This window comes from Achromobacter sp. JD417 (assembly GCF_041879325.1).
Taxonomy (GTDB): Bacteria; Pseudomonadota; Gammaproteobacteria; order Burkholderiales; family Burkholderiaceae_B; genus Achromobacter; species Achromobacter mucicolens.
The window spans coordinates 5,178,311-5,204,341 of sequence record NZ_CP087159.1; the positions used below are offsets into that span (position 1 = coordinate 5,178,311).

Annotated in this window: 27 protein-coding genes and 1 pseudogene; 8 read left to right on the forward strand and 20 right to left on the reverse strand. The window is 65.7% G+C overall.

What is annotated here, in order from left to right:
- Positions 1-7: 7 nt before the first annotated feature.
- From LN047_RS23870 to LN047_RS23915, 10 genes are all read right to left on the reverse strand, one after another.
- On the reverse strand, positions 8-775 hold the full coding sequence (locus LN047_RS23870) for a DUF1295 domain-containing protein (RefSeq protein ID WP_373980389.1): 768 nt from the start codon (positions 773-775) through the stop codon (positions 8-10).
- Positions 772-1,287 carry a DUF2878 domain-containing protein gene (locus LN047_RS23875; RefSeq protein WP_373980390.1) on the reverse strand — a complete coding sequence of 172 codons (516 nt, stop codon included), beginning with the start codon at positions 1,285-1,287 and terminating at the stop codon, positions 772-774. Before LN047_RS23875 ends, LN047_RS23870 begins: the two co-directional genes overlap by 4 nt.
- Positions 1,284-2,558: a class I SAM-dependent methyltransferase gene (locus LN047_RS23880; protein WP_373980391.1), complete on the reverse strand. Its 1,275-nt coding sequence runs from the start codon at positions 2,556-2,558 to the stop codon at positions 1,284-1,286. Before LN047_RS23880 ends, LN047_RS23875 begins: the two co-directional genes overlap by 4 nt.
- The gene (locus tag LN047_RS23885; protein ID WP_373980392.1) at positions 2,555-3,331 is read right to left on the reverse strand and encodes a DUF1365 domain-containing protein; all 777 of its coding nucleotides are present in this window, start codon (positions 3,329-3,331) and stop codon (positions 2,555-2,557) included. The genes LN047_RS23880 and LN047_RS23885 overlap by 4 nt, the downstream gene beginning before the upstream one ends.
- Complete coding sequence (locus LN047_RS23890; RefSeq protein WP_373980393.1) at positions 3,328-4,593, reverse strand: NAD(P)/FAD-dependent oxidoreductase; 1,266 nt, start codon at positions 4,591-4,593, stop codon at positions 3,328-3,330. The genes LN047_RS23885 and LN047_RS23890 overlap by 4 nt, the downstream gene beginning before the upstream one ends.
- A gap of 2 nt (positions 4,594-4,595) precedes the next feature.
- On the reverse strand, positions 4,596-5,528 hold the full coding sequence (locus tag LN047_RS23895) for an acyl-CoA desaturase (RefSeq protein ID WP_373980394.1): 933 nt from the start codon (positions 5,526-5,528) through the stop codon (positions 4,596-4,598).
- Between the two features lie 68 nt (positions 5,529-5,596).
- Positions 5,597-6,340, reverse strand: a complete 744-nt coding sequence (locus tag LN047_RS23900) for a hypothetical protein (RefSeq protein WP_373980395.1) — start codon at positions 6,338-6,340, stop codon at positions 5,597-5,599.
- A 2-nt stretch (positions 6,341-6,342) separates the two neighbouring features.
- Positions 6,343-7,242 carry an alpha/beta hydrolase gene (locus tag LN047_RS23905; RefSeq protein ID WP_373980396.1) on the reverse strand — a complete coding sequence of 300 codons (900 nt, stop codon included), beginning with the start codon at positions 7,240-7,242 and terminating at the stop codon, positions 6,343-6,345.
- A 58-nt stretch (positions 7,243-7,300) separates the two neighbouring features.
- The gene (locus LN047_RS23910; RefSeq protein WP_056325664.1) at positions 7,301-7,972 is read right to left on the reverse strand and encodes an anti-sigma factor domain-containing protein; all 672 of its coding nucleotides are present in this window, start codon (positions 7,970-7,972) and stop codon (positions 7,301-7,303) included.
- On the reverse strand, positions 7,969-8,514 hold the full coding sequence (locus LN047_RS23915; RefSeq protein ID WP_056325661.1) for an RNA polymerase sigma factor: 546 nt from the start codon (positions 8,512-8,514) through the stop codon (positions 7,969-7,971). The genes LN047_RS23910 and LN047_RS23915 overlap by 4 nt, the downstream gene beginning before the upstream one ends.
- 278 nt (positions 8,515-8,792) lie before the next feature.
- On the opposite strand from LN047_RS23915, the gene LN047_RS23920 reads away from it, so the two are divergent.
- Positions 8,793-9,758, forward strand: a complete 966-nt coding sequence (locus tag LN047_RS23920) for a DUF3829 domain-containing protein (protein ID WP_373980397.1) — start codon at positions 8,793-8,795, stop codon at positions 9,756-9,758.
- Positions 9,759-9,859: 101 nt separating this feature from the next.
- Here LN047_RS23920 and LN047_RS23925 read toward each other — a convergent pair whose 3' ends face one another.
- The 5 genes and pseudogenes from LN047_RS23925 to LN047_RS23945 all read right to left on the reverse strand — a co-directional run bounded on the left by LN047_RS23925 (position 9,860) and on the right by LN047_RS23945 (position 14,668).
- Entirely contained in the window at positions 9,860-10,117 is a 258-nt protein-coding gene (locus LN047_RS23925; protein WP_373980398.1) for an FAD-linked oxidase C-terminal domain-containing protein, read from the reverse strand.
- Positions 10,118-10,175: 58 nt separating this feature from the next.
- Positions 10,176-11,177, reverse strand: a pseudogene (locus tag LN047_RS23930) (FAD-binding oxidoreductase); the annotation flags it as partial.
- Positions 11,174-12,622: a sulfatase-like hydrolase/transferase gene (locus LN047_RS23935; protein WP_373980399.1), complete on the reverse strand. Its 1,449-nt coding sequence runs from the start codon at positions 12,620-12,622 to the stop codon at positions 11,174-11,176. The gene LN047_RS23935 and the pseudogene LN047_RS23930, both read right to left, overlap by 4 nt.
- 39 nt (positions 12,623-12,661) lie before the next feature.
- Positions 12,662-13,633, reverse strand: coding sequence for a tripartite tricarboxylate transporter substrate-binding protein (locus LN047_RS23940; protein WP_373980400.1), 972 nt, complete (start codon positions 13,631-13,633; stop codon positions 12,662-12,664).
- Between the two features lie 81 nt (positions 13,634-13,714).
- Positions 13,715-14,668, reverse strand: coding sequence for a LysR family transcriptional regulator (locus tag LN047_RS23945; RefSeq protein ID WP_180097845.1), 954 nt, complete (start codon positions 14,666-14,668; stop codon positions 13,715-13,717).
- Positions 14,669-14,922: 254 nt separating this feature from the next.
- Between LN047_RS23945 and LN047_RS23950 the strand changes: the two genes are divergently transcribed.
- From LN047_RS23950 to LN047_RS23960, 3 genes are all read left to right on the forward strand, one after another.
- Positions 14,923-15,468 (forward strand): DUF3455 domain-containing protein, encoded by a 546-nt coding sequence (locus LN047_RS23950; RefSeq protein WP_373980401.1) that lies wholly within the window; start codon positions 14,923-14,925, stop codon positions 15,466-15,468.
- A 108-nt stretch (positions 15,469-15,576) separates the two neighbouring features.
- Positions 15,577-16,146 carry a sigma-70 family RNA polymerase sigma factor gene (locus tag LN047_RS23955; RefSeq protein ID WP_373980402.1) on the forward strand — a complete coding sequence of 190 codons (570 nt, stop codon included), beginning with the start codon at positions 15,577-15,579 and terminating at the stop codon, positions 16,144-16,146.
- Entirely contained in the window at positions 16,143-16,868 is a 726-nt protein-coding gene (locus tag LN047_RS23960; protein WP_223572895.1) for an anti-sigma factor domain-containing protein, read from the forward strand. Before LN047_RS23955 ends, LN047_RS23960 begins: the two co-directional genes overlap by 4 nt.
- Before the next feature lie 10 nt (positions 16,869-16,878).
- Here the strand turns inward: LN047_RS23960 and LN047_RS23965 are convergent, their stop codons facing one another.
- On the reverse strand, positions 16,879-17,844 hold the full coding sequence (locus LN047_RS23965) for a tripartite tricarboxylate transporter substrate binding protein (RefSeq protein WP_280001595.1): 966 nt from the start codon (positions 17,842-17,844) through the stop codon (positions 16,879-16,881).
- 52 nt (positions 17,845-17,896) lie between these two features.
- The gene (argH, locus tag LN047_RS23970) at positions 17,897-19,408 is read right to left on the reverse strand and encodes an argininosuccinate lyase (protein WP_373980403.1); all 1,512 of its coding nucleotides are present in this window, start codon (positions 19,406-19,408) and stop codon (positions 17,897-17,899) included.
- Between the two features lie 147 nt (positions 19,409-19,555).
- Between argH and LN047_RS23975 the strand changes: the two genes are divergently transcribed.
- Entirely contained in the window at positions 19,556-20,422 is an 867-nt protein-coding gene (locus tag LN047_RS23975) for a LysR family transcriptional regulator (protein ID WP_373980404.1), read from the forward strand.
- Between the two features lie 15 nt (positions 20,423-20,437).
- Here the strand turns inward: LN047_RS23975 and LN047_RS23980 are convergent, their stop codons facing one another.
- On the reverse strand, positions 20,438-20,872 hold the full coding sequence (locus LN047_RS23980; protein WP_373980405.1) for a hypothetical protein: 435 nt from the start codon (positions 20,870-20,872) through the stop codon (positions 20,438-20,440).
- Between the two features lie 385 nt (positions 20,873-21,257).
- Between LN047_RS23980 and LN047_RS23985 the strand changes: the two genes are divergently transcribed.
- A complete protein-coding gene (locus LN047_RS23985; protein ID WP_373980406.1) occupies positions 21,258-22,001 on the forward strand; it encodes an SDR family NAD(P)-dependent oxidoreductase in 744 nt (247 codons plus the stop codon).
- 59 nt (positions 22,002-22,060) lie between these two features.
- Here the strand turns inward: LN047_RS23985 and LN047_RS23990 are convergent, their stop codons facing one another.
- On the reverse strand, positions 22,061-22,834 hold the full coding sequence (locus tag LN047_RS23990) for an IclR family transcriptional regulator (protein ID WP_152382556.1): 774 nt from the start codon (positions 22,832-22,834) through the stop codon (positions 22,061-22,063).
- On the reverse strand, positions 22,824-23,621 hold the full coding sequence (locus LN047_RS23995; RefSeq protein ID WP_373980407.1) for an IclR family transcriptional regulator: 798 nt from the start codon (positions 23,619-23,621) through the stop codon (positions 22,824-22,826). Before LN047_RS23995 ends, LN047_RS23990 begins: the two co-directional genes overlap by 11 nt.
- Before the next feature lie 193 nt (positions 23,622-23,814).
- Between LN047_RS23995 and LN047_RS24000 the strand changes: the two genes are divergently transcribed.
- Together LN047_RS24000 and LN047_RS24005 are read left to right on the forward strand one after the other, a co-directional pair.
- Positions 23,815-24,981, forward strand: a complete 1,167-nt coding sequence (locus LN047_RS24000) for an acyl-CoA dehydrogenase family protein (RefSeq protein ID WP_373980408.1) — start codon at positions 23,815-23,817, stop codon at positions 24,979-24,981.
- A 62-nt stretch (positions 24,982-25,043) separates the two neighbouring features.
- A complete protein-coding gene (locus tag LN047_RS24005) occupies positions 25,044-26,027 on the forward strand; it encodes a tripartite tricarboxylate transporter substrate binding protein (protein WP_062839609.1) in 984 nt (327 codons plus the stop codon).
- Positions 26,028-26,031 lie beyond the last annotated feature (4 nt).

Sequence of the window (26,031 nt, forward strand, 5' to 3'; positions counted from 1 at the left end):
TGCCTCGTCAGCGTTTCGGAAACCAGGGAAAGAACGCCGGCGTGCGGCGTTGATAGTCGCGATAGTCGTCGCCGCGCGTGCGCAGCGCCTGTTGCTCGGTGAACGGAATGCCGCTGATCCAGCGCAGGAACACAAACATCAGCACCGGCCCCAGCCACGACAGCCATGCCAGCGGAGAACCCCACGCCAGGGCGACGTAGCCAAACCAATGGCACCACTCGAAGAAGTAGTTCGGATGCCGCGAGTAGCGCCACAGGCCCCGCCTGCAAGTGTTGCCGCGGTTCGCGGGGTTATCGCGGAAGCGGTCGAGTTGGCGGTCTGCGATCACCTCGCCCGACAGCGCGGCCAGCCAGATCAACAGCCCCAGTGCCACGGGCCAGCCCTGCGCGGGACTGGCGCCCACCGCCAGGAACGGCAGGCAGAACAACATCACCAGCCCGGCCTGGAACATGAAGAGGCCAAAGAATTTGCCCTGATGGCCGTCCCAGTGTTCGCGCAAGGCGCGATAGCGGCCGTCTTCGCCTTCGCGCACGCGGCGCCACAGGTGCCACGCCAGCCGCAGCGACCACACGCCCGCCATCACGGCCAGGGCCAGCCTTGCGGCACCGCTGCCCGCGCCGGTGGCCGCGATCAGCCAGGCCGAAGCGCCCATGCCCAGCGCCCACACCACGTCCACGATGCCCGCGTTGGCATGGCGGCGCTGCCAGCCCCAAGCCAGTGCCATGGCGGCGATCATCACGATCGCGATGGTGGACCATTGTTGCCAGATCGTCATGATGCCTCCCGGGTCCATCGCCGCGCCCCTGCCGTCAGCGCGGGCAACGCCAGCGCCCAGCCCGCCGCCAGCGCGGCGGTGGCGCGCCAGGCGGGCGGTTCGAACTGCACCGATTGCCAGCCGCGGGCGGCGCCCCAATAGGCCAGCGGCGCGCCCACCGCGCCGAACACGCAGGCCAGCCACGGCCGGGAACGCAGGTAGACGAGCGAGTGGTTCAGCGTCAGCGCAAAGGCGGCCCACAACGCCAGGATCCACAGCGGCGCGGGCCAGGCGTCGGCCGCGTACCGCGCCCATCCCAATGCGGACAGCGTGCCCTCCAGCACCAGGCCGCACAGCACGGCGGCGGCCGCCAGACGCAGGTCGGCACGCGCCGTCGCCGAGACCGCCAGTTGCGCCGCGACGAACACCACGGCGGCGGCCACGCCCGGCCAGGCCAGCCCGCGGCCCGCGCCGATGACGGCGCTGAACCAGACGAGCTGGTAGCCGATCAGGTTGGCCCAGAAACGCATCATGCTTCCTCCCGCAACCAGCGCTCGCCATCGGGGCGCGCCTGCGGATGCGTCAGCAGCAGGTGCGCGACGCCGATGGAGCGCTCGCGAAAGCCGCCTTCGCAGTACGCCAGGTAGAACTCCCACAAGCGGCAAAAGCGCGCATCGAAACCTTGCGCCCGCACCTCGGGCTGCCGCGCCAGGAAGCGCTCGCGCCAGGCTTGCAGCGTGCGCGCGTACGACAGGCCGAAGTCCTCCAGGTGCACCAGCGCCAGGTCGCAGGCGCGGGTCTTGGCGCGCAGCATCGCCTCGATGGACGGAATGAAGCTGCCCGGAAAGATGTGGCGCTTGATGAAATCCACCGAGGCCAGCGCCTGCTCGTAGCGATGGTCTTCGATGGTGATGGCCTGGATCAGCGCGCGGCCATGCGGACTGAGCAGGCTGGCGACCTTGGCGAAATACGCTTCCAGGAAATTCGCGCCGACAGCCTCGATCATTTCCACCGACACTACCTTGTCGTACTGGCCCTGCAGGTCACGATAGTCCCGCAGCACGACGCTGACGCGGTCCTGCAGCCCGGCGGCCCGCACCCGCTCGACCGCCAGGTCATGCTGCTCGCGCGACAGCGTGGCGGTGGTGACATGGCAGCCGTAATGACGGGCGGCGTGGATGGCCAGGCCGCCCCAGCCGCTGCCAATCTCGACCACGCGGTCCGACGGCTGCAACGCCAGCTTGCGGCAGATCGTGTCCAGCTTGCGATGGGACGCCGCCTCCAGCGTGTCGTCGCCGTCGGCCCACAGTGCCGACGAATACATCAGGTCTCCGGAAAGAAACAGCGAGAAAAACGGATTGCCCAGGTCGTAATGCGCGGCGATGTTGCGGCGGCTGCCCTCTCGGGTGTTGGCATTGCGCGCATGCCAGCGCCGCAACGCCCAGCCGGCCAGCCGCGCCAGTCCCGACTCCATGGCGTCCAGCGTGTCGCGGTTGCGCACCAGCAGCCGCACCAGCCCGACCAGGTCGTCGCAGCGCCACAGGCCATCGCCGTAGGCCTCGCCCGCGCCGACGCTGCCTTGCGCGGCCACCAGCCGGTAGAACCCCAGGTCGCTGACGGTCAGGCGCACCAGCGGCTCGCCGCGGCCCAGCGTGGCGCTGCCCAGGCAGTCCTCGATCAGCAGTTGACCGTGGTCCAGCGCCGCCAGGCTGGCGAACAGACGCTGGCGCAACAGGCGGTCGAGCGCCGTGGCGGGGCGGCTGGCCGCGATCGAGGCATGTTCCGAGGACGTCATGGGTTTCATTGCGGTTCTCCGTTGGGCGTGCGGGGATGGTCGTAGACAGGATTGCGCTTGAGCCACAGGCGCAGCGCCTGCCAATGGATCGCGCCGACGACCTGCAGCGTCATCAGCGGATAGCGCCACAGCACGCGCGCCAGCGCCGCGCCGTCCAGCGCGCGGCGCTGCAGGCTCAGGTGCGCGTCGAACTGCGTCACGCCTTCCCGGCTGACCTGCATATGCACACGCAGGTCGTCGGCGGGCAGGTTGAAGCACCAGTCGTAGGCGCAGTCCATGGGCATGAAGGGCGACACATGAAAGCGCTTGTCAAAGCGCCAGGCCAGCGCGCTGCCCTCGCGCTCGGCGGCGGCGGCGGGCAGCACCACGCAATGGCGCTGCTTCCAAGGGGTATTGGTGATCTCCGCCACGATCGCCGCCAGCGTGCGGCCGTCGGCTTCAAAGCAGTAATAAAAGCTCACGGGGTTGAAGACGTAGCCGGCATAGCGCGGATGCGCGAGCAGGCGGATGGGCCCGGCCGGCACGTCGCCCAACTGCGTGCGCAGGCGCTGCCGCACCGCCTGCGCCAGCGGCAGGCCCTCGGCGGCGTCAAGATAATCGGCCCGGCGCCACTGCGCCAGATTGGGCCGCTCCACCGACCACAGCCAGCGGTCCTGGAACACCTGGCCGATCTCGTCCAGGTCCAGATAAAGCTGCGCCATGCGGTAGCCGAAGCCGTGCGCATGCGGGTGGTGGCGCCGGTGGGTCACCCGGCCTTCGTAGACGGCGCTTTGCAGGTTCATGCCGCCTCCCGCGCCCAGACCCCCGGCTGTTCCTGGATGCCGCGCACCACGTCCAGCGCGCTCGCCACCCCGTCTTCGTGAAAGCCCCATCCCCAATAGGCGCCCGCATACCAGCTGCGCTGCTGTCCCGAGATCTCGGCGCGGCGCGCCTGCGCGGCCACCGATTCGTGGGTGTACACAGGGTGGTGATAACGCATGCGCGCCAGCACCGCCGCGGGATCGACCGCGTCGCTGCGGTTCAGCGTCACGATGAAGGGCCGCGGCGACGTGATGCCCTGCAGCAGGTTCATGCAGTAGCTGACCGAACAAGGCGCCTCGGGGTCGGCCGGCACGTAGGCGTTCCAGGCGGCCCACGCCTTGCGCTGGCGCGGCAGCAGGCGCGCGTCGGTGTGCAGCACCACGTCGTTGTCCTGGTAGGTGATGGCGCCCAGAACCTCGCGTTCCTGCGGCGTCGGGTCGGCCAGCAGCGACAGCGCCTGGTCGCTGTGGCAGGCGAAGATCACTTCGTCGTGATGTTCCAGGCCCTCGCGCGTTGCCACCTGCACGCCCCCCGGCAGACGCTTGACCGCGCGCACGGCGCAGTTCAGCCGCTCGCGCACCGTCCACCGCTGGCGCATCGCGTCGATATAGGATCGCGACCCGCCCTGCACCACGCGCCATTGCGGACGGCCGCTGATGCGCAGCATCTGGTGGTTGGCCATGAACCGCACCAGGTAGCGCGCCGGGAATTCCAGGATGCGCGAGGCCGGCGACGACCACAGCGCCGAGGCCATCGGAATCAGGTGATCGGTGCGAAAGGCGTCGCCATAGCGGTGCTGCGCCAGGTATTCGCCCAACGTGGGGCCTGGCTCCGGCGCGCGCAACAACACGGGCGACTCCCGGTAAAAGCGCATCAGGTCGCGCACCATGCCCAGGAAGCGTGGGGATACCAGGTTGCGCCGCTGGCAGAACAGCGTGTCCAGTGAGGTGGCGTTGTAGGCCAGGTCATTGGCCTCCTTGTGCACCGAAAAGCTCATGGTGGTGGGCTGCGACGCCACGCCCAGCTCCGTCAGCAACGCCGTGAAATGCGGGTAATTGAGCGGGTTATGGACGATGAATCCGCTGTCGACCGCGTACTGTTGCCCGTCCTGTTCGACCGTGTGCGTATGCGTGTGCCCACCCAGGTAGTCGTTGGCCTCGTACAGCGTGACCTCGTGATCGCGGCCCAGCTTCCAGGCGCAGACCAGTCCCGAGATGCCCGAACCGATGATGGCGATGCGCATGTTCACTCCTTGGCGGCGGCCAGCGCCCAGGCCGGTACGCCCTTCAGGTCCCAGATGAGGCCGGCGGCGGCCAGCAGGCGCAGGCCGTACCAGGTGATGTCGATCTCGCGGGCGCGAAAGCCCTGGCGGGCCGAGCCCGGATAAAAATGATGGTTGTTGTGCCAGCCCTCGCCGAACGTCAGCAGCGCAAGCCAGGCGTTGTTGCGGCTGTCGTCGGCGGTGTCGTAGCGCCGCCTGCCGTAGCGGTGCGCCAGCGAATTGATGGTGACGGTGGCGTGAAACAGCGCCACGGTGGAAATGAAAAAGCCCCACACCAGCATCTGCGGCCCGTCGGTGCCCAGGCCCGGCGCCACGCGCGCCAGCAGCGCGCCCAGCCCGTAGCACCCCAACGCCAGCGCCAGCGGCACCGCCGCGTCGAAGCGGTCGAGCCAGCGCAGTTCGGGGTAGCCGCGCAGGTCGGGCACCCGCGCCATGTCGGTGGCGAAGGCGCGGCGGGTCAGGAACCAGCCCATGTGGCTCCACCAGAAGCCATGGCGGCGCGGCGAATGCAGGTCCTGCGCATCGTCGGCATGACGATGGTGATGACGATGATGGGCCGCCCACCACAACGGTCCGCGCTGCGCGCACGACGCCCCCAGCACGGCGAAGACCAATTGCATGCCGCGCGAGGTACGAAACGTGCGATGCGAGAAGTAGCGGTGGTAGAAGCCGGTCAGGGCGAACATGCGCACGGCGTACAACGCCACCGCAAGGGCCAGCGCGGCCGGGGACACGCCGGTCCACAGCACGCCCAGGCAGCCGGCGTGCAACAACGCGAAAGGCAAGGCGCGGGTCCAGTCGATGCGATCGGGGTCGCCGCCCGGCGCATCCTGCGCCTGCGTATCGACCCAGCGTCGTATCGAAGCGGTCCAGCCGGTAAGAACGGAGCGCATCATGCTGTCCTGTATGAAACGTGTCGGGATATACGGGCGCGGCGGAGCGTCGGATGCATAAGTGAAAACCCTTATTCGCAACGCGACACCAGCGGCGTGGCTGCGGCCGCGTCCAGGTCCCGCTTGGACGGCACGGGCCGGATGGCATCGGCCGGAAACTCGATGCGCACGGCCGGGGTGCCGCCGTCGCCATCGCGCAGGTTGCTCGGTCCCTCGAACCGCAGCAGGCGCCGGGTGGCGATGTCGTAGGTCACGCGCAAGGTCGGCGCGGCAAAGCCATACCAGGCGTCCAGCCGCAGCCGGAAACTGCGCTCCGGCTGGCCGGCGGCATCGCGCGCCTGTACCGACAGCGGCATCCAGTCCAGCCGGCTGGGCACCAAAAAGCGTGGCGGCTTGGCCGGCGGCTGCCAATTGGCGCGCAGCCAGGCGTCGAAGCCGGCATCCACCACGGCGTCGTCCACCGGCGGCAGCGTGCGGTGCTGCATCGGCGCGCCGGCGCGCGGTTGCACGTAGACGGTGCGCGCGCCCTGGCGGGTATCGACACCTTCGCGATAACCATCGCGCTGGTCATAGAGCGCGAAATCCGGCGCCGGATCGTCGACCCCGCCGCGCACCCATTTGCGCGCAAACGCCTCGCCGTCCGGGCAGCGGTACAGCACCAGTCGCTCCTGCCGTGCGCCGTCGCGCACCACCCAGTGTTCTTCGCGGTAGCGCTCGGCGCCGTCGCGGCTGTCATAGGCGTAGCCGAGGTAATGCTGATTGGCGGCCCACGCGCCCGCGGGCGTCAGCAGCACGACAACGAGCAGCAATCGCATGGTCACTCTCCTTCGAGGGATGGGCAGGGGCGACTGACGAACGCGCTGACGTCGTCGAGCACGGGCGCACGCCAGCGCAGCGGCCGCGACAGCGCGCCCACCAGCAGCTTGTGACCCAGGTCGGGGTACTGCACCAGCCGCGCGCACGCCCCCGCCTCTCGCAAGGCATCCGCCAGGCCGACGCTGTTGCGGCGCGGGTCGACGGTGGTGTCGGCGGCGCCCGTCAGCAGCAGGCCAGGTGGCGCGTCGCGGCTGACGTGATGGATGGGCTGGGAGTCGGCGGGCGTGTCCGGATAGCCGAACACCGGCCGCACACCGCGCGCCTCGATGGGCAGGAAGTCATAGGGGCCGGCCAGCCCGATCCAGCCGGCCAGCGACGCCGGGCTGGAACCGGCGGCGGCAAGCCAGCGCTTGTCCAGCGCCAGCATGGCCGCGATGTACCCGCCGGCGCTGTGGCCGGCGACGAAGACACGCGCCGGGTCGCCGCCGTAGTCGCCGATATGGCGCTGGGTCCACGCCACCGCCAGCGCGGCGTCGCGCAAAAAAGCGGGAAAGCCGGCTTCGGGATAAAGACGGTAGTCGGCGACAACCGCCACCATGCCGCGCGCCGCCAGCGCGTCGCCCACGAACCGGTAGTCGGCGCGTTCCCCGCTACGCCAACCGCCGCCGTAGAAAAAAACCACCACCGGCGCGTGCGTGGCGTCCGTCGGGCGGTAGACGTCCAGGTGCTGACGCGGCAACGTGCCGTAAGCCAGCCCCGCCGTGACGTCGCTGCCGTCCTCGGGCACCGCACCGTTTAGCAGCGTCAATGGCGAACAGGCGGCCAGCAGGCCGAGGGCCAGCGCGGCCACGGCCACGATGGCAAGCAGGCCACGCGGGCCAGCGGCGATCCAGGAAGACATGGGGCACTCCGCAACGGAACACCCCTCTATACGCGGGCAGGCCCGGTTTGGATGCAGCTCAGATCTTGAGCACGTCGCCCTTCATGATGACCGGTCCGGTGGGCTTGCCCGAGGGCGAGCCGCCCGGCGGCTCCAGGGTGATGGCCAGGGTCTGCACCCCTTCCAGCCCTTGCGCGCGCGGCAGCGCCGTCTGGCCATCGGGCGCCACCACCCCGACGGATATCGGCGCCTGACCCGGGGGAATCACCCAGAGCTCCAGCGCCTTGCCGTCGGCGCGCGAGGCCAGATCCTGCAGGGCATGCACATGCAGGCCGCCGCGCTCGTCGGCGCGCACCACCAGCATCGCCTGCGCCTCGGGGCTTTGCAGCACCGCCATCAATTGGGTGCGCGCGGCGCGGTCGACCTGCATCGGGTAGACCACCACGCCGGCCACCAGCATGGCCGCCAGCGCGCCGCTAAGCACGCGCCAGAACGCCAGGCCCTGCCAGCCGCGGCTGCCGCCGGGCTTCAGGCGCGCTTCGATGGCGCGCCACACGCGGCGCGGGGGAACCCGCGGCGGCAGCGACCATAACAGCGGATAGATATCGTTTTCCCAGTCGCGCACCTGGCGGCGCAGGTTGGCATCGGCGGCCATCAGGCCCTCGAAACGGCGGCGCGCGCCACCGCGCATGGCGCCGGCCACGTAGTCGGCGGCAAGCCGCTCGCGCAGTTGAGGATTGCTGTAGTTCATGACAGGCACCTCTTGAGCCGGTCCATGCCGCGCCGCACCCAGCTCTTGATCGTGCCCAGCGGCGCCTGGAGGCGCCGGGCGATCTCGCTGTGGCTGAGGTCGTCGAAAAAGGACAGCGCAATGGCGGTGCGTTGCTGCCCCTCGAGCTGTTTCAGGCAGTCGGCCAGGCGCTGGCCGTCCTGGTCGCGTTGCAGCCGCTCGAACGGGCCGGGCGCGTCATCGGCCCAGGCCTGCGTCAACGCGCCGTCGGCGTCGGGGCGCTCCAGGTCCGGCCTGCGTAGCAGGTCGATGCAGCGGTTGCGCACGATGCGCGTCATCCAGGTCATGACTTGGCTCTGCTCCGAGGAATAGCGGGCGGCATTGCGCCAGATATTGATGAAGCTGTCCTGGAGGACTTCCTCCGCCCAGTCGCTTCGCCGCAATATACGTACGGCGAGCGCAAATAGATGCGGGGAAGTCTGTCGATAGAGTTCCGCCAGCGCGGACTCCTGGCCGCGGGCGCACTCCTGTATCAAAGCCTGCAGACGTAGCGGGTCGGGCATGGCGGCTATCCGGGTCACTGGCAATCAGGCCGCGCGGCGATATACGGCGCTCGGGGGACGGATGTCTAGCTGCGGATGATACAGGCAAGTCCCCGGCTGCTGAACGACCGGACCCATGGCCGTGCGGGCGAGCCTGGCGCAGGCCTGGCGTGCGAAAGCCAATTGACGCCCAGGCGCTGCAAAGTCTTGTGACAGCTTTGAATGACTTTGTAGCCTGTTGGGAAATCGAACGGAATATCATCCGTCCCCTTCTTAATCACCCCCCTCAGGAAACTAAGATGTTTATGCCGCGCCCCTTGCGCATGTCCGCCGTTCTGATCTTCACGCTGGCGCTTGCCGCGTGCGGCGACGATAACGCCAAACAGGAAGCCAAGGCGCCCGAGGCGACCACCGCTCAGGCAGAGATCATCAAGTACAACCTGTACGTGGATACCGCGAACAGCCTCTCCACCACGTTCGCGCAGGCGCTGGACCGCTACGAGACCCATGCCGTCCCGGCCCTCAAGAGCGGCAAGCCGCTCAAGGACTTCGTCATCAGCAACGACACGGCCATCCTGCGCACCAAGGAAAAACTCGACCGCGCGTTGGCAATGCCGACGCCCATCGCCGAGATCGACGCACCGGCCAAGGCATTCTCGGACGCGCTGGGCAAGCTGGCGCCGCTGAGCACCGAACTGCAAAACTATTCGGCAGCCAAGACCTTCCTGTCGGACAACGGCGCGCTGGCCCGCGAGAAAAGCCCGGCCTATGTCGCCGCGCTGACGGAAGCCGCAAAAGCCGAAAACAATTTCTACCGCGGCATCTCGATCAAGGACACCGCCAACACCAAGGAAGCCTTCGAAAAGGCCAAGAAAGACACGGTCGCCTACTACCGCGCCGGCATGGTGTATTACGGCAAGGCCACGATGGACAAGGCCTCGGGCGTGTTCGACGGCCAGGGACTGGGCGCCGACCAGGAAGCGTTCAAGCAGCAGCTGGACAAGATGAACGAAATGGCGCTGGGCTTTGACAAGAAAACGCGCGAAGCCGACCCCAAGGGCTGCAGCGGCATGATGATGAACGTCAACAGCTTCCTCGCCTCCGGCCGCCAGATTCTTGAGCACACCAACAATGGCCGCTACAAGGAAGACGCCGCCCGCACCGGCGCGTTCAAGATGATGCGCCCGACGATCGAAAACGACGCCAACAGCCTGCGCCAGGATTTCAACAACCTGATTTCAGACTTGAATACCGGGCGCTGCTGATCGCCTTTGCCAAGAGCAGATCCAGTCCCATGTGAAGACCCGGCATCGCGCCGGGTTCGCACAAGCTGAGCGGTGACTCGTCGAAAGTCTCCGTGTCCCGCTCAGTCGACGATACGTCCCGGGTTCAACGTGTCATTGGGGTCCAGCGCATGCTTTAAGCGCCTCAGCAATGCGATTTCGCCGTCGCTGCGCGTATACCCCAGAAACGGCTTTTTCAAGAACCCTATGCCATGCTCGGCACTGATCGTTCCCTGCCGGCCGCGCAACGCGCCATACACGACTTCCTCCACGTCCAGCCATTCGGTTTGGGCGTGCGGCCCCGTCAGGATATGAATGTTGTTGTCGCCCAGGTGCCCCATGAACAAATGCGCCGCATCCGGATATCGCTTGCTTCAGCGCGGCCTCGACCTCGGCCACATAACCCGGCATCTCGGCCCAGGGCAAGCCGCAGTCGAAGTTCACCGTTGGTTTGAGCGCCGTCAGCAATTCCGGGATGCACTCCCGCAACCGCCAGAATTTCTGCGCATCGGACAGACTGCTCGCCACCGCGCAATCACTGATCGTGCCAGCTTCGAGCGCCTGTTCCAGTGCGCTTTCCAGCGCTGCTTGCGGATCCATGCCGGCCAGTCCACTGGCCTGTATCAGCACACTCCAAGGCGCATCGCCGGTCAACGGCAGCGCCACGCCCGCCAAACCGCTGGCGTGCCGCAAGAATTCTGCCGACATGAATTCATACGCGGTCAGTTGCGGACCGAGCGTCTTTTTCAATTGACGCAGCAGCAATGCCATGGATGGCGTGTCCGGCACCTGCACCAACGCCGTGGCCGGCGCACCGGGATCGGGCTGTAATCGCAACGTCAGTCGCGTGATCACGCCCAGCGTGCCTTCAGACCCGATGAACAAGAACCGCAAATCCAGGCCGGAACTGTTCTTGACCAGACGCGTCAGCGATGTCACCACAGACCCATCGGGCAGCACCGCTTCCAGTCCCAAGACGGAATCTCGCATCGTGCCATAGCTCACGACCTGCGAGCCGCCCGCGTTCGTAGCCGCGTTACCACCCACCTGGCAACTGCCGCGCGCACCTAGGTCCACCGGGAAAAACCAGCCGGCCTCAGCGGCTGCTTCCTGCACCTGCTGCAAGGTGGCGCCGGCCTGCACCTGCATGACTCCCTCAACCGCGTCGATGGATTCAATGCGGTTCATGCGCTCCATGTTGATGACGACGTCGCCATCGGCCGGCACCGCGCCGCCCGCCAGACCGGTCAGGCCGCCCTGGATCGTTATCTTCAGGCCTTGCTGATCGGCATGTCGAACCAGGGCGGCCACTTCATCCGTGGTCACGGGCCTGTGCACCACAGAAGGCACGCCGCGCGTCAGGCCACTCCAGTCCTTGACGTAACGTTCCTCGAAATTCATGCTGCCCTCTCCGCCTTGGGTGCGGGTGTTGCCCCGCTAGCGCCCATCGTCGAGGCCACCTCCACGCCCCCCAGTCGTTCAATCATCGCAGCCTGGTCTGCCTTGGCCTGCCGGTCCACGTCTTCCGGATCACAGATCGCGTAGAGCGCGGCCTTCATGTCCGCCAGCACGTCGGAATAAGCCGGGTCGCCTGCCAGATCATGCAGTTCCCCGGGATCCGAGTCCAGGTTGAACAGTTCAGGCTCGAAGCGCACGTAGTGGTGATACTTCCAAGGCCCCTTTCGCAACATGAATCCCGCAGTGTTGCTGCCTGCCGCGTGATATTCGCTCAGGATGGCGCGGCGCCTGTCCGGCGGTTGCGCCGCTATGGCGAACAGTGACTTCCCTGGCCGTGACCCCATGTGCTGCAACGGGTCCACACCCACCGCCTGCAATAGCGTCGGATACAGGTCGAGCAGATCCACCGGCGTCTCGCAAACCGTGGACGTCACATCCGGGCCGGCCAATATCATGGGAATTCCCACACTCTCCTGGTACAGCGTGGACTTTCCCCACAAACCACGTGCTCCAACATTGTCGCCATGGTCCGATGTGTAGATCACGTGCGTGGACTCGGCCAGCCCCAGCGTGGCCAGTTCATCGACGATACGGCCCACGTTGCTGTCCAGGAAGCTGCACAACCCGTAATACGCCAGGAAAGCATTCACGCGCTCGTCCTCGTCCTGGAAGGTCTCTTCGCTGCGCTCGAACGCCGCATAGGCCTGCACCCACGGGTGACGTTCATAGCCATTTTTTGGATGCAACTTGGCCTCAGGAATCTGGCGCGCGTCGTACAAGCTGAAGAACTCCTGCGGCGCGATCAAAGGGAAATGCGGCGCAACCAGTCCCACGTACAACACGAAGGGCTGGCCGCGTTCAGCCGCCGCGCGTAGCCATTGCAGCGTGCGTGCCGTGACCGAGCGATCGTAGGACGTATAGGGCGATTCGCCCATGCCGATGCGGTCGCCAAGCATGCGCTTGCGCCCCGCAACGGGCAAGTAAGGATCGCGAATGGACGCCCACACCATGCCGTGCCCGCCGACGACATGCATGGGAATATGCTCCGCATCGAACCCGACGGGATCCTCTTCATTGCGGTAGTGCAGCTTTCCAATGCTCTCGACGTTGATGCCGTGCTGCTGCAACACATGGCCCCATCCCTGCGGATCACCCACATATGGCATCGCGTTGTCCCAGTGGCGAGTCTGGTGCACCCGATGGCCGGTCGCAAACGCCGCGCGTGCCGGCACGCAGATTGGACTGGGCGTATAAGCGTTGGGAAACCGCGCGCCGCGCGCCGCCAGGGCGTCCAGGTTTGGAGTCTTGATGAATGGATGCCCGGAACACCCCATGAATGCGGGATTGTGTTCATCGGACATGATGACGACGACGTTCTTGCCTTTCATTACGTTTCCTTGATAGAGGCCGGCCGGGCCTGCGCCGCCTCAAGCCTCGGGGCGGTAGCCGCTGTCCTTGACAACGTGGTCCCAAAACGCATCTTCGCGTTCCAGCTGCTGTTTCAGGGCCGCGGGCGCAGTCACTTTTGGTTCGAAGAATTGCTGTTGCATGACCTTTTGGAACGCTGGCGAGCCCACCGCGTCGGCCGCAGCTTGCGCCAAGGCTTGCGCCTGATTGCTGGCCATGCCTTTGTTTCCCACCAACATGAAGTATTCGGCAACCGTCAGAGAGGGATATCCCGCGGATGCGAACGTGGGCACGTCCGGCAGCGCGGACGAGGGCGCGGCCCCCGTTGTGGCGAGGATCCGGATCTTGCCCGACTTGTGCATGGGAATCAGGTTTGGCAGCGTCGTGATCAGTGCGGGCAAGGTTCCGCCCACCGTGTCGGCGAGCGCTGGCGCGCCACCCTTATAAGGGATGGGAACCAATGGAATCTTGCTCGCGTTCGCCAGCATGATGCCCAGGAAATGCATGACCGTGCCCGCGCCGGGCGTACCGTAAACAGCCATGCGCGGGTCCTTCTGTGCCAGGCTCAAATATTCCTGAATCGTTCTGGCCGGACTATTGGCGCCCACGGCGAATGCGAAATCGAATCGGCTGGCCGTTCCCAGCGGCGTGAAATCCGCCTGCGTGTAATTCAGATCCTTGAAAAGGTGCGGGTAGAGGGTCAGGTTTGTGGACGGCGTAAACAGCAGGGAGTTGCCGTCAGCGCCCGAGTTCAACAGCGAATCGACCGCAATACGTCCGCCCGCCCCCCCCTTGTTCTCGACGATGGTGGTGTGGCCGGATGCACGCATGCCTTCGGCCAACGCACGCGCCACGAGATCGGCCGCTCCGCCCGGCGCAAAGCCGACCAGCATACGTATGGGGGGATTGGCGAGCGCCCGTCTGATCGGCGCCACGCTACAGCACGCGGCAGCGCTCAAGGCGCCCAGGAATTGTCTGCGTCGGACTTGCATGCTTGTCTCCGTATCGGCGTCTCTGTTGGCGCCATTCTGGAGGTAGCGTACGGCTGCGCCAGACGTGAAGACAAATATTATTTATCTGCGCTTTATATAAGTTTTTTCATATATGAATTTTCCGCGCAGCACGCCGCGTTGCACCAAGGTGCGCAGCACGACTTCCAGTGCCTGCTCCACGGCCAGCACCGCGCTGCCAGCCGCGCTTTGCGCCACGCGCACAATGGATTGCGTCCGCGTTATGGGAGGCCGCACCAGACGCCGTTCTCCCATGGCCTGGGCGGCCACCCCCAATTCCAGGCCTGCGCTGTCGGGCAGAATGGCGAAAGCCACTCCCCCCCGCACGAGCGCAAAATTCAATTCAGGATCATTGATTTCGTACTTCACGTTCAGCGGGCAATCCAGATCGACTGCCGTGCGTTCAATCAGCCGACGCAGATCGTGGTCGCGGTCCGGCGCCACCAGCGGTCGCGACCCGATCGCGGAAAATGCGATCGTCTTTCCGGGCCGATCGAACAGCGCTTCCAGGCCGAATAGCGAAAACCCTTCCTCGTAGACCGGTTTGCAATACAAGCCGGGCAGTTCGAACGCATTTGGCATAAGCGCGACATCCAGTTGCCTGGTCTGCAGCGCTGCGCGCACCTGGCTGGAAAGCGCCGACGACAGCAATAGCCGTATGTCGGGATATTCCTGTTCCACATGCCGTATCAAGGGCGCGGCCACCGCCTGCGCCAACGACCGCGCCAGGCATACGCGCACCGGTCCCCGTGGACTCTCGGCCGCGCCCAATACGTCCGTCTTCAACGATTCGAGCTGATCCAGGATGGATGCTGCCCGTTGCTGCAACCGCTTGCCCTCCGCCGTCAGCGTGACGCCCTTGGCATGCCGTTCGAACAACACCACGCCCAATTCCGCTTCCAGCACGGCAACGTGCTGGCTAAGCGCGGGTTGCGCGATACGCAGCGCGCCCGACGCCAGCGACAGACTGCCGCTACGGGCAATTTCCAGGAAATAACGGAGCTGGCGTGGAGTCATGATTCAAGTTTCTTGAAGGGTCGGCGTGCTGCCCGAACTTTGAACGGCGTCGAGGGAAAGTGCAAGGCCGCGGCGGTGGTCGCGTTTCAGCTGTAGGGCTGCCGCGCAGTCCAATCCGGATTCCAAGCCCCGACGCCCGCCGAAAAAAAATTTCCGCCGCCCTGCATCCAATCGCGTCTCCCGCGTGTAGTACCTGCAACGGCGCACATTCCGTGTGCCGTATCCGCAAATTCCTATTGCGCAGGAGACCGCTCATGACGACTCGCCCCACCCCCGCCACCGGCCTTTTCACCGCCGCCCTGCTGGCTGCTTGCGGCATGCTGCAAGCCCCGGCCATGGCTGCCTCGCAAGACGCCCTGCCCGCCGCCGTCCAGGTGCCCGCCGGCCACAAAGTGGCCTGGGAAACCGTCGGCACGGGCGAAATCACCTATGAATGCCGCGCCAAGGCTGACGCCAAGGATCAGATGGAATGGGTGTTCGCCGGTCCGAAGGCGGTCCTGAAAGACCGCCAAGGCAAGCAGGTTGGCACCTATTACGGCCCGCCCGCCACCTGGGAGGCCACGGACGGCTCCAAGCTGACCGGCACGCAGGTCGCCGTGGCGCCGGCCGGTACAGGCAACCTGCCCTATCAACTGGTCAAGGCCAATCCCGCCATGGGCGCCGGCGCCATGACGGGCGTTGCTTACATCCAGCGCACCGCGCTCAAGGGCGGCGTGGCGCCCCAGACGCCCTGCACCAAGGCCGGCCAACGCAGTCAAGTGTCGTACCAGGCCGACTACATCTTCTGGAAGGCTAACTGACACCCGATGGGCCAAGGCGGCGGGAGTCCGGTAACATGTGCCCGGATCCGCCGCCGCTGCCGGGGCTCGCCTGCCCGGTCCGTGCCCATCACCCCTTGCCCTGTGCGCATGCCAAACCGACCTGTTCCGGAATTCGATTACGAAGCAGCCCTCGAGCAGTGCGCCGCAGGGCGCCGCTCGGCGCTGGAAGCCCTGTACCGCCACGAAGGCCCGCGGCTGCTGGGCGTCGCCCAGCGCATCGTTCGTGACCGCGCCCGCGCTGAAGACATCGTGCACGATGCCTTCGTCAATATCTGGAACCGGGCCGGCAGCTTCGACGCCACCCGCGGCTCGGCCCGTGGCTGGCTTTACAGCGTGGCGCGCAACCTGGCGCTGAACGCCGTGCGAGACGGCCGCCATGAAACCGCCGTCGACGACGACACCGCCGCCGCGCTGGATGCACGCGAAGCGATCGACGCCTGGCACGACACACGCGAGGCCTTCGACTGGCGCGACAGCGCCGGCCGCATCGGCCCCTGCCTGGAACAACTGGAACCCGTGCGTCGCAACTGCGTGCTGCACGCCTACGTGGACGGCCTGTCGCACAGCGAAATCGCCCAGCGCCTGGGCGCGCCGCTGGGCACCGTCAAAGCCTGGATCAAACGCAGCCTGAAAGCGCTGAAGGAATGCCTGGCATGAGCGCCCCGACAGTCCCCCCCGAAAACCTGGACGAACTGGCCGGCGAGTACGTGCTTGGCACCTTGTCCGGCGCGCGCCGTCAGGAAGTCAACGCCCGCCTGCCGCACGATGCGGCCCTGCGCGCCGCCGTTGACCGTTGGGAAGCGCGCCTGCTGCCGCTGACCAGCCTGACCGAGCCGATCGAGCCCTCGCCCGGCCTGTGGCCGCGCATTGCCAAAACGCTGGACCGCCAGCACGCGGCCCGGCAAGCCGGCCAGTCCACGCGTCCAGGCTGGTGGGATAGCCTCTTCTTCTGGCGCGGCGCAGCCGCCAGCGGCCTGGCCGCCGCACTGGTCCTGGCCGGCACGCTGGCGCTACGGCCAGCGCAAACGCCAGGTCCCGTGCAGTACATGGTGGTGTTGGTCGCGCCCCAATCGCAGACGCCAGGCTGGGTGGTGCAGGCCAGCGCGGGTCAGCGCGAGGTGCAACTGGTGCCGATTGCGGCCATGCAGGTGCCGGCCGATCGCGCGCTGGAATTCTGGACCAAGGCGGACGGCTGGGCCGGCCCGGTGTCGCTGGGCCTGATCAAACCCGGCGAGCCGGTGCGCATCCCCCTGGACAAGCTGCCCCCGCTGGAGGCGAACCAGTTGTTTGAACTGACGCTGGAACCGCCCAATGGCTCGCCCACCGGCAAGCCGACCGGTCCGATTCAGTTCATCGGCCGGGCGGTAAAGGTGATGTAGCCAAGGGGGCCTAGTCGATCTTGGCGCCAGAGTGCGCCACGATCGGCGCCCATTTGAGCCGGGCCTCCTGGATCCGGCTGCCGAACTCAGCGGGCGTGGACGTAAGCGGCGTGGCGCCAATGTTCAGGATCTTTTCTATCGTCGCCGGCTCCTGGGAGATCTCGGTGATGGCCTTGGAGAGCGTGGCCAACGTCTGCGCCGGCAGGCCTTTGGGCGCCGCCACGCCAAACCACACTTCCACGTCATAGCCCGGCACGCCCGCCTCGGCCATGGTCGGCACGTCCGGCAGCAGCGGCGAGCGCTTGGCGCTGGTCACGGCCAACGCTCGCAGGCTGCCGGCTTTCACGTGCGGCAACGAGCCGGGCAGATTGTCAAACATCAACTGGATCTGATCGGCCAACAAGTCCGCCATCGCGGGGCCGCTTCCTTTGTACGGCACATGCGTGAAGGACGTGCCCGTCATCGACTGGAAGAGTTCACCCGAAAGATGATTGGTCGTACCGTTGCCAGCCGAGCCCATGTTCAGACTGGCCGGCTTGCTCTTGGCATAGGCCGCAAGCTCTTGCACTGTCTTGGCCTGCACCTTGGGATTGACGACCAGGATGTTGGGCACACTGGCAAATTGCGCGATCGGGGTGAAGTCCTTTTCCGGGTCGAACGGCAGCTTCTTGTAGAGGGAAGGATTGATTCCCAACGTGCCCTCGGTGGCGAACAACAGCGTGTACCCGTCGGCGGGCGCTTTGGCGACCAGGTCCGTGCCAATGTTGCCGCCCGCGCCCGGACGGTTGTCGGCCACCACTTGCTGGCCAAGCTTCTCCGACAGGCGCGCCGCCAGCACGCGGCCCAGGTTGTCGGTGCTGCCGCCCACGGCGAATGGAATGATCAGCCGAATCGGCTTTGTCGGATAGGCATCCGCAATCGCAGCGGAAGAAAATGCCAGCGCCGAGGCGGCGGCAATCGTGATGGCAAGCTTCATGGTGGAACCCCTTGTGTAATAAGAATAGGAAAGCCGTGATTCCGACTCGGCCTTAGTCCAGCGGCGCCATGGCCAGCACCGCGATCTCTTTTTTCAACGTGGACCTTGCCGCGGCAATCGCCTCGCGCCGGGACGCCGCCAGGGACCGTGAGCCAGCCAGCGCGCGGCGCAGGTCTTCAATGCGCTTCGACAATTGCGCGGGCGCGGGGCCACCATAGGCGGAACGGGCCTGCACGCTCGCCTGCGGATCCAGACAACGTTGAACGGTTGCCGCATCAAGATGGATGTCGCGTCCCGTCTGTTCAGACGCCGCGGCGTTCACCATCTCGACCGTAATTTCATCGGCACACAGCTTGGCTTCAATGGCTTGGTACACCACGGCGCCCACCGCATGATGCGCTTCCCGGAACGACAGCCCCGATTCACGCACCAGCGCATCCGCCAGATCGGTCGCCGTGGAAAAGTCGGTCTTCGCTCTGCGCAGCATGGTCTGTTCGACGGGCTCTGCGGCGTCCAGAACCAGCCGGAAAAGCGCCAGGCAGCGAACGCACTCGTCGGCCGATTCCCAGAAGCTGCGCATGCTCTCCCTGTTGCCATCGCCGCTATGCGTGAAGTGCGTGCCCTTCACGGCGGTCATCGACGCGGTGAACAGGGCGATCAGGTGGCTGGTTTTACCTTTCAGATACTCGACCACCACCGGGTTCTTCTTCTGCGGCATGATGCTGGACGTGCCGGCCACGCGATCGGGAAAATTGACAAGCCCGAACTCAGGGGTAGCCCACACATAGAAGTCCTGCGCGATTCTGCCCCAGGTCAATGAGGCGATGGTCATCGCCGACATCAGTTCCCAGGCAAAGTCCCGCGACGCCACGGCATCCAATGAATTGTCGACGCAGCGGTCAAAGCCCAGCAGACGCGCCGTCTCTTCGCGCTGGATGGGAAACGTTGTTCCCGCCAGCGCGCCAGCGCCCAGCGGGCATGCATCGATGTGCGCCAACGCCTGTTCGATGCGGGCCGCATCGCGGGCGATGGCATCGGCCGCGGCGGCCAGGTAGTGGCCATAGGTGATGGGTTGCGCGGATTGCAGATGCGTGTAGCCGGGCATGACCACGCCGGCGTACTGCTCGGCGCGAGATATCGCCACTTCTCGCACGGCATTTAGCCCGTCAAGCACGTTCAAACCGGCGTCGCGCGCTCGCAACCGGTCATGCGTGGCAAGGATGTCATTGCGGCTGCGCGCCACATGCAGGCGGCCGCCCACTTCCGGTCCCGCCAGGCCCATGAGGTGGGCTTCGTAATTGAAGTACGCGTCTTCCCGCTGCGGGTCCAGCGGCACCGCAGCGGCGCCATCGCGCTCCATTCGCTGCAGCGCGCGAGCCAGGCTGATGGCCGGCTCTCGCGGCATCAGGCCCGCGCGCAACAGCATCAGCAAATGGGCTTGATTGATATCCGACAGGTAGTCAAAGCCACTACCAAACTCGCGATTCAACCGCGGCAGATAAATGTGGTCGCAGACTTCCTGCGCGGTGGCTTGCTGCAATCTGCGACTGACCTTCGATTCCATGATCTTCCTGCTCCTGTTGCCCGTGCAGGGCGCCCGATCCGATGTATGGCTGGAGTATGGAAATCGACCAGCATTACGTCAAATGACAGTATTCGGCTTACGCATGCAGTTTTGATATGCTGCGACTCACATACGGGGGATTCACGGATGAAGTTCAAACACATCGAGACGTTTCGCGTGGTGATGCTGACGCGCTCCATGACGCTGGCTGCGGGTGAACTCCACACCTCGCAGTCCAATATCAGCCGGGTAATCGGGCAACTGGAAACCGCTACCGGATTTCGATTGTTTGAACGCCGGCCGGGCGGGCTGATTCCCACGCCGGAAGCCGAAGCGTTCTACCGGGAGGTGCAACGCGCGTTTCTCGGCATGGATGCGTTGGCAGATGCCGCACGTCTGATTCGGCAAGTGGGTCCAGGAACGCTGCGTATCGGCGCCGTGCCTTCCATCGCCATGAGCGTCATGCCGGAAGTGATGCGCAAGTTCCGGCAGCACTACCCCGACGTGCCGGTATCGATTCACACGGGCGACTCGCCCACCGTCGCCAAGTGGACCGCAACTCGCTATTGCGACGTGGGCCTGGTCTCGTATCTGGCCGATACGCCCGGCGTCGCCGTCAACCTCTGGGCGGAGGATGAAGGGGTGTGCATCGTTCCCAATGGGCATCGTCTCGCGCGCAAGCGGCGGGTAAATGCCGGGGACCTTGTTGATGAGCCGTTCGTCTCGCTTACCCAGGGCGACGGCACGCGCGCGGCGATCGACGCCGCATTTGTTCCCGATCGCCGCAAGCTCATCCTGGATACGCCCTACGCAGCCACGATCTGCCGCATGGTGGCGATGGGGCTTGGGGTAAGCGTGGTCAATCCTCTTGTGATGCGCACCTTGAAGATACCCGGCGTCACCAGCTTGCCGTTTTCGCCGACGATCGTGTTCTCTCGCTATATCCTTGCCGCGCAGCAACAGGCCGAGTCGAGTTTGACGGCGGCATTTCTGGGGTGCCTGCGCGAGGAGTAACGCGGGGAATGCCAATCACGCCGGCCTCTTGACCCTGCGAGAAGCCGCCGCATCCTTTGCGGCGATCTGGAGCGGCTCCGGCAAAGCCTTGAGGCTTTCCCTGAAAAAGCGTCGTTGGCCGGGACCCAACCCTTGGACGATGTGTGCCAGCCGCTCCACCGCCGCAAACACTTCACGAGTCAGCCCCTTGCTGTGCGTGCGAAACCAGACAAATTCAAGCAGCAGGTTGGCCACCTGATGAGCCCCATAGAAAACCCGGCCCGCATCATTTTCCTCAAGCGTAAAGGCCGCGACATTCGACCAGTCTGCGTAGCCCTTGGCGCGCGAAAAGGCGGCTTCAAACGGCTTGACCGCCTCCAGCATTTTGTCCACTGGAAGGGGCGATTGCGATTGAAATCGCTTCAGGTCCCCGCTCCTGTCGTCGCAACCGCCACGCGCGATGCGGAGCACGAATACCGTATTCCAGGCAGAACTGCCGCCGACGCCAAAGCGGTCGCATATCCATTCCGACAGCCCCAGCCAGCGTAGCGATGTTCCTTGTACGTGCGCGCGGTGTTTGGGGATCTGGGGTTGATGGGCACTGCCGCTCCCAAGTGATTTCCGCAGTCCATCGAATCTGAGATGTTTGGCGTATCCAGGTAGTGCAGGACCAGGTACGGCTCACCGGCGTTTTCCCCAGTGTCGGCCTCGGGTCATTCGGGCCGGATGCGGACCTTAAGTGCGTTGACTCAACCCTTGTCGGGGCTGCGCCGTTGACGATGCTATCCTCACCGAGACACGGTCTATGGCTGTCTGAATTTAGACTGCATGTCTATTCAATTTTTCTGGACTCTTCATGCCTCAACTCCAACGCGTTGCTCTTGTCACGGGTTCCACATCTGGTATTGGAGAGGCAATTGCTCGACGGCTTTCGAAGGATGGATACGCGGTCGTATTGCACTCTCGTAGCTCAGTGGAGGTTGGTGTTTCCCTGGCGCGTGAGTTGGGTGCAGCCACTTATGTACAAGCGGACCTCGCTATTCATGCAGACAGAGTCAAGCTGGTGCGAGAAGCTGTCGCGTACCGGGGACGTCTGGACGTAATTGTTAATAACGCGGGAATCAGCCATGTGATCCCACACGACAACATGCAAGCAGCAACACCTGACATATGGCGCGAATTGCATGAGGTGAATGTCATTGCACCATTTCGCATCGTGGCAGAGGCTGAGGACGCACTCAGGGCATCAGCATCAGAAGGTGTCCCCGCTTGTGTGATTAATGTGAGCTCGCATGCAGGAGTACGTCCCAAAGGCGCGTCTATCCCATATGCAGCGACGAAGGCGGCACTCAACCATGTCACTCGCTTATTGGCGCTTTCATTGGCCCCGAGTATTCGCGTGAATGCAGTCGCGCCTGGACTTGTGGATACACCATTGACGGCGAGTTGGACTCAAGCACAGGAATTGTGGCAAGAGCGAGCCCCCATGCGTCGAGCAGCAAGCCCGGAAGATATTGCACAGGCAGTTTCGTTGCTCATTGAGTCCAATTATCTGACGGGCGAAGTTCTTCTGTCGGATGGCGGTCTCAACCTCACTTAAAGGTTGCAAAAGCGACGATCAATTGCGGCGCTGGGCCAAAGACACCAAGCGCACACCAATCAGGCAAGCCCCAGCAGCCTTTCCGTCTCTCTGGCCAACGCGACCAGCCGCGGGCCGATGTCAGCCGCGCGCTCCCGGTAAGGCCCATCCTGCGTGGGCACGCCGCAATTGAAGACATACAACAACGATTGATACGGCCGCCCCAGCGGCGCCGCAAATCCGTAGGCGTCCGGCCGCCATTCCTGGTTATTGCCGCAGAAACCCTTGCGTTCCAGATCGCGCCGCGCCGCGGCCAGATTGGGGAAGTGCGCCGCGTAATGCCTTGGGTCGGCCACGCGCAGCTGGTTCAGCACGACGGCGCGTTCCTCGTCCGGCACCCGTGCCAGCCATGCCTTGCCGGCGGCGCTGGACAGCAGCGGCAGCGACGCGCCGATGTCGGGCCGCGTCTGCAGCGCCTCGTTGGAGCGGGCCGTTTCCACGTACACCATCTGCAAGCGGTCTCGCACAACCAGTGACACCGCGCCGCGCGCGTGGTCGGCAAGCTGCTTCATCAACGGCCGGGCCAGTTGCCGGATCTGCATGCTGGCGAGCAAGGGGTAACTCAACGCCAGCACCGACGCGCCCAGGCGGTAGCGTGCCGGCTCGCCCTCGCGCTGCAGAAATCCCAGTTCCACCAACGTGTGCGTCAGACGCGCCACCGCGCTACGCGACAGGCCGGTTTGCTGCGCGAAGTCTTTGTTGGCCAGCACGGGCCTGTCGGCACGGAAACACGTGAGGATGTCGATCCCGCGCGCCAGGGTGGTGGTCAGTTCGCGGTCCGGGTCACGCGTCATTGCGCTGCTCCAGCATTTTCTCCACACGCTTGACGAGCGTCACCAGGCGCGGCGCAATGCGGCCACGCAGGTCGCCAGGCCGCAGCCGCGTCACCGGCACGCCGCAATTGAAGACCAGCGTCTGGCCATCCACGCGCGTGCGCATGGGCACCGCCACGGCATGTACGTCCGAATGCCAATCCCCCTGTCCGACGCAGTAACCGTGGTCGGCGTAATCGCGTTGCGCCGCTGCCAGATCCGGCGCGTGGCGCCGCCAGATGGCGGGATCGTGCCGCCGTAACGCCGCCAACACGGGTTCGGCCTCGCCGGGCGGAGCCTGCGCCAGCCACGCCCGCCCCATCGCCGAAGGCAGCAGCGGCAGCAAGGCGCCGATGTCGGGTCGGAACGACACGGCATCGTGCCCGCGGCAAGTTTCCACGTAGACCATGCTCAAGCCGTGGTGCATGCCCAGCGACGCGGAGCCGCCCGCCGCATCGGCCAGCCGCTTCATCAAGGGGCGCGCCAATTGACGCACCTTGATGCTGGCCAGAAGCGGATAGCTCAGCGAGAGCACCGCCGTGCCAAGGCGGTAGCGCCGCAGTCCCGCGTCGTAGCGCAACAGGCCGCGCTGCATCAGCGTCGTCGTCAGGCGGGAAATCGTGGCCTTGGACAGGCCGGTGCGGTCCGAGAGTTCACGGTTGCTGAGTGCGGGCTCGCCATGCCGGAACGCCTGCAGCACCGACAGGCCGTGCGCCAACGTGGTGGCGAAGGCGGGGTCGGCATGGTGTTCACCGGGGCGAGCGGTCATGGGCGGGATCCTGGTGCGGCGCGCTCGGGACGCGCACCGCGTATCCGCAGATGATAGAGCAGCCAGCCTGCGCTCCGCCTTTCATGCCGTTCAAGATATCGAAATACTTGTCTCAAATCCGGCGGCCTTTTGCTAGCCTGATTCGAACAAGACGCGGCTCGCATCAGCGCCCACGATAAAACGGAGACTCGCCATGATCAGGGACCCCGAAGGTTTCCCGCAATTTCTCGATTCACTGCGCCGCTACGTGCGCGACCAGCTCGCGCCCCGCGAGGCCGAGATCGCCCGTTTGGATGAGGTGCCGCAGGATCTGGTCAAGAGCTTGGCCGAACAGGGGATGTTCGGCTATTCCATTCCGCAGGAGTATGGCGGGGCGGGCATGACGACCGAAGAGCTGATCCTGGCCGCGATGGAGCTGTCCCAGTGTTCCGTGGCATTGCGCGCCCGCGTCGGCACCAACACCGGCATCGGCTCCGAGGCGCTGGTCGCCGACGGCACCCCGGCGCAGAAGGCGCACTACCTGCCGCTGCTGGCGGCAGGCAAACTGACCGGGTGCTTTGCCCTGACGGAGCCGCAGGCAGGCTCCGACGCCACCGCGCTGCGGACCACCGCCGTGCGCGACGGCGACCATTACGTCTTGAACGGCGAGAAGTGCTTCATCACGAACGCGCCGCTAGCTGGCCTGTTCACGGTCATGGCGCGCACCGATCCGGACGCGCCCGGCGCCAAGGGCATCACGGCATTCATCGTGGAGCGCGGCACGCCAGGACTGACCACCGGCCAGCCTTACGACAAGATGGGCCAGGCCGGGTCCCCCGTGTCGGCCGTGCATTTCCAGGACTGCCGGGTGCCGGCGGCCAACATCATCGGCGGCCAGGAAGGCCTGGGTTTCAAGACCGCGATGAAGGTGCTGAACAAGCAACGCATCCATCTGGCGGCCCTGTGCATCGGTCCCGCCATCCGCATGCTGGACGACACGCTGCGCTTTGTGGCCGAACGCCAGCAGTTCGGCAAGCCCCTGATGGACTTCCAGCTCATCCAGGCCATGCTGGCGGACTGCCAGACCGAGATCCAGGCCGCCCGCGCGCTGGTGCTGCAAACCGCCCGGGAACGCGACGCGGGCGTGGACGTGACACTGAACGCCTCGATCTGCAAGTACTTCGCCTCCGAAATGTGCGGCCGCGTGGCCGACCGCTGCGTGCAGATGCACGGCGGCTATGGCTACATCGCCGACTACGGCATCGAGCGCTTCTACCGCGACGTGCGCTTGTTCCGCCTGTACGAGGGCACCAGCCAGATCCATCAATTGACCATCGCCCGCCACACGCTGACCCAGGCGGGCTACACGCCCGGCCGCTAGGGCACCCAGGGACCACGGCCACCAGAAGCCGCCGGCCCGCCAAACCAAAGGAGACTCCCATCATGCTGCACAAGCACCTGCCCAAATGGATCGGCGCGCTGGCCGCCGCCCTCGCCTGCGCGGCGTTGCCGCCACAAGCCGCGGCCGCCTACCCCGACAAGCCCATCCGCCTGATCGTGCCGTTCGCCCCCGGCGGCTCGACCGACATCCTGGGCCGCCTGCTGGCCGAGGCCCTGCACCCTATCCTGGGTCAGCCCGTCATCGTCGAGAACAAGCCGGGCGCGGGCGGCAACATCGGCGGCGACTTCGTGGCGCGCGCGGCCCCCGACGGCTATACGCTGCTGCTGGCCGCCGCCGGGCCCACCGTCGTCAATCCCAGCCTGTACGCCAACATGCCGTTCAATCCGGCCAAGGACCTGGCGCCCATCACCTGCCTGGAACGCGAGCACAACCTGATGGTGGTGACCAAGTCGATGCCGGTGAAGACGCTGCAGGAGTTCCTGCAATACGCCCGCGCCAACCCGGGCAAGCTGTCGTTCGGCTCGCCGGGCAATGGCTCTCCCGCGCAACTGGCCGGAGAGCTGCTCAAGCAGCAGACAGGCATCCAGGCCGAGCACGTACCGTACAAGGGCAGCGGTCCCGCCATCACCGACCTCGTGGCCGGGCACATCGATTTCATGATCGACAACATGCCCGCCCTCTTGCCCCAGGTGAAGGCGGGCGGCCTGCGCGCGCTGGCCGTGCCCAGCGACCAGCGCGCCACCGCCGCGCCCGACATTCCCACCTTTGACGAGGCCGGCCAGAAGGGCTTTGTGGTGATGGCCTGGAAAGGCTTGATGGCGCCCGCCGGCACCGACCCGGCGGTGATCGAGCGCCTGCATGCAGCCGTGGTCAAGGCGCTGCAGGATCCCCAACTGCGGGCCCGCTTCCAGGAGCTGGGGGCCGAGCCGCTGGCCAGCACACCGGCCGAGTTCGCCAAGCAGATCGCCGACGAAACCGCCTGGTGGGCCAAGCTGGTGAAGTCCACAGGCACCCGCATCCAATAGGCCT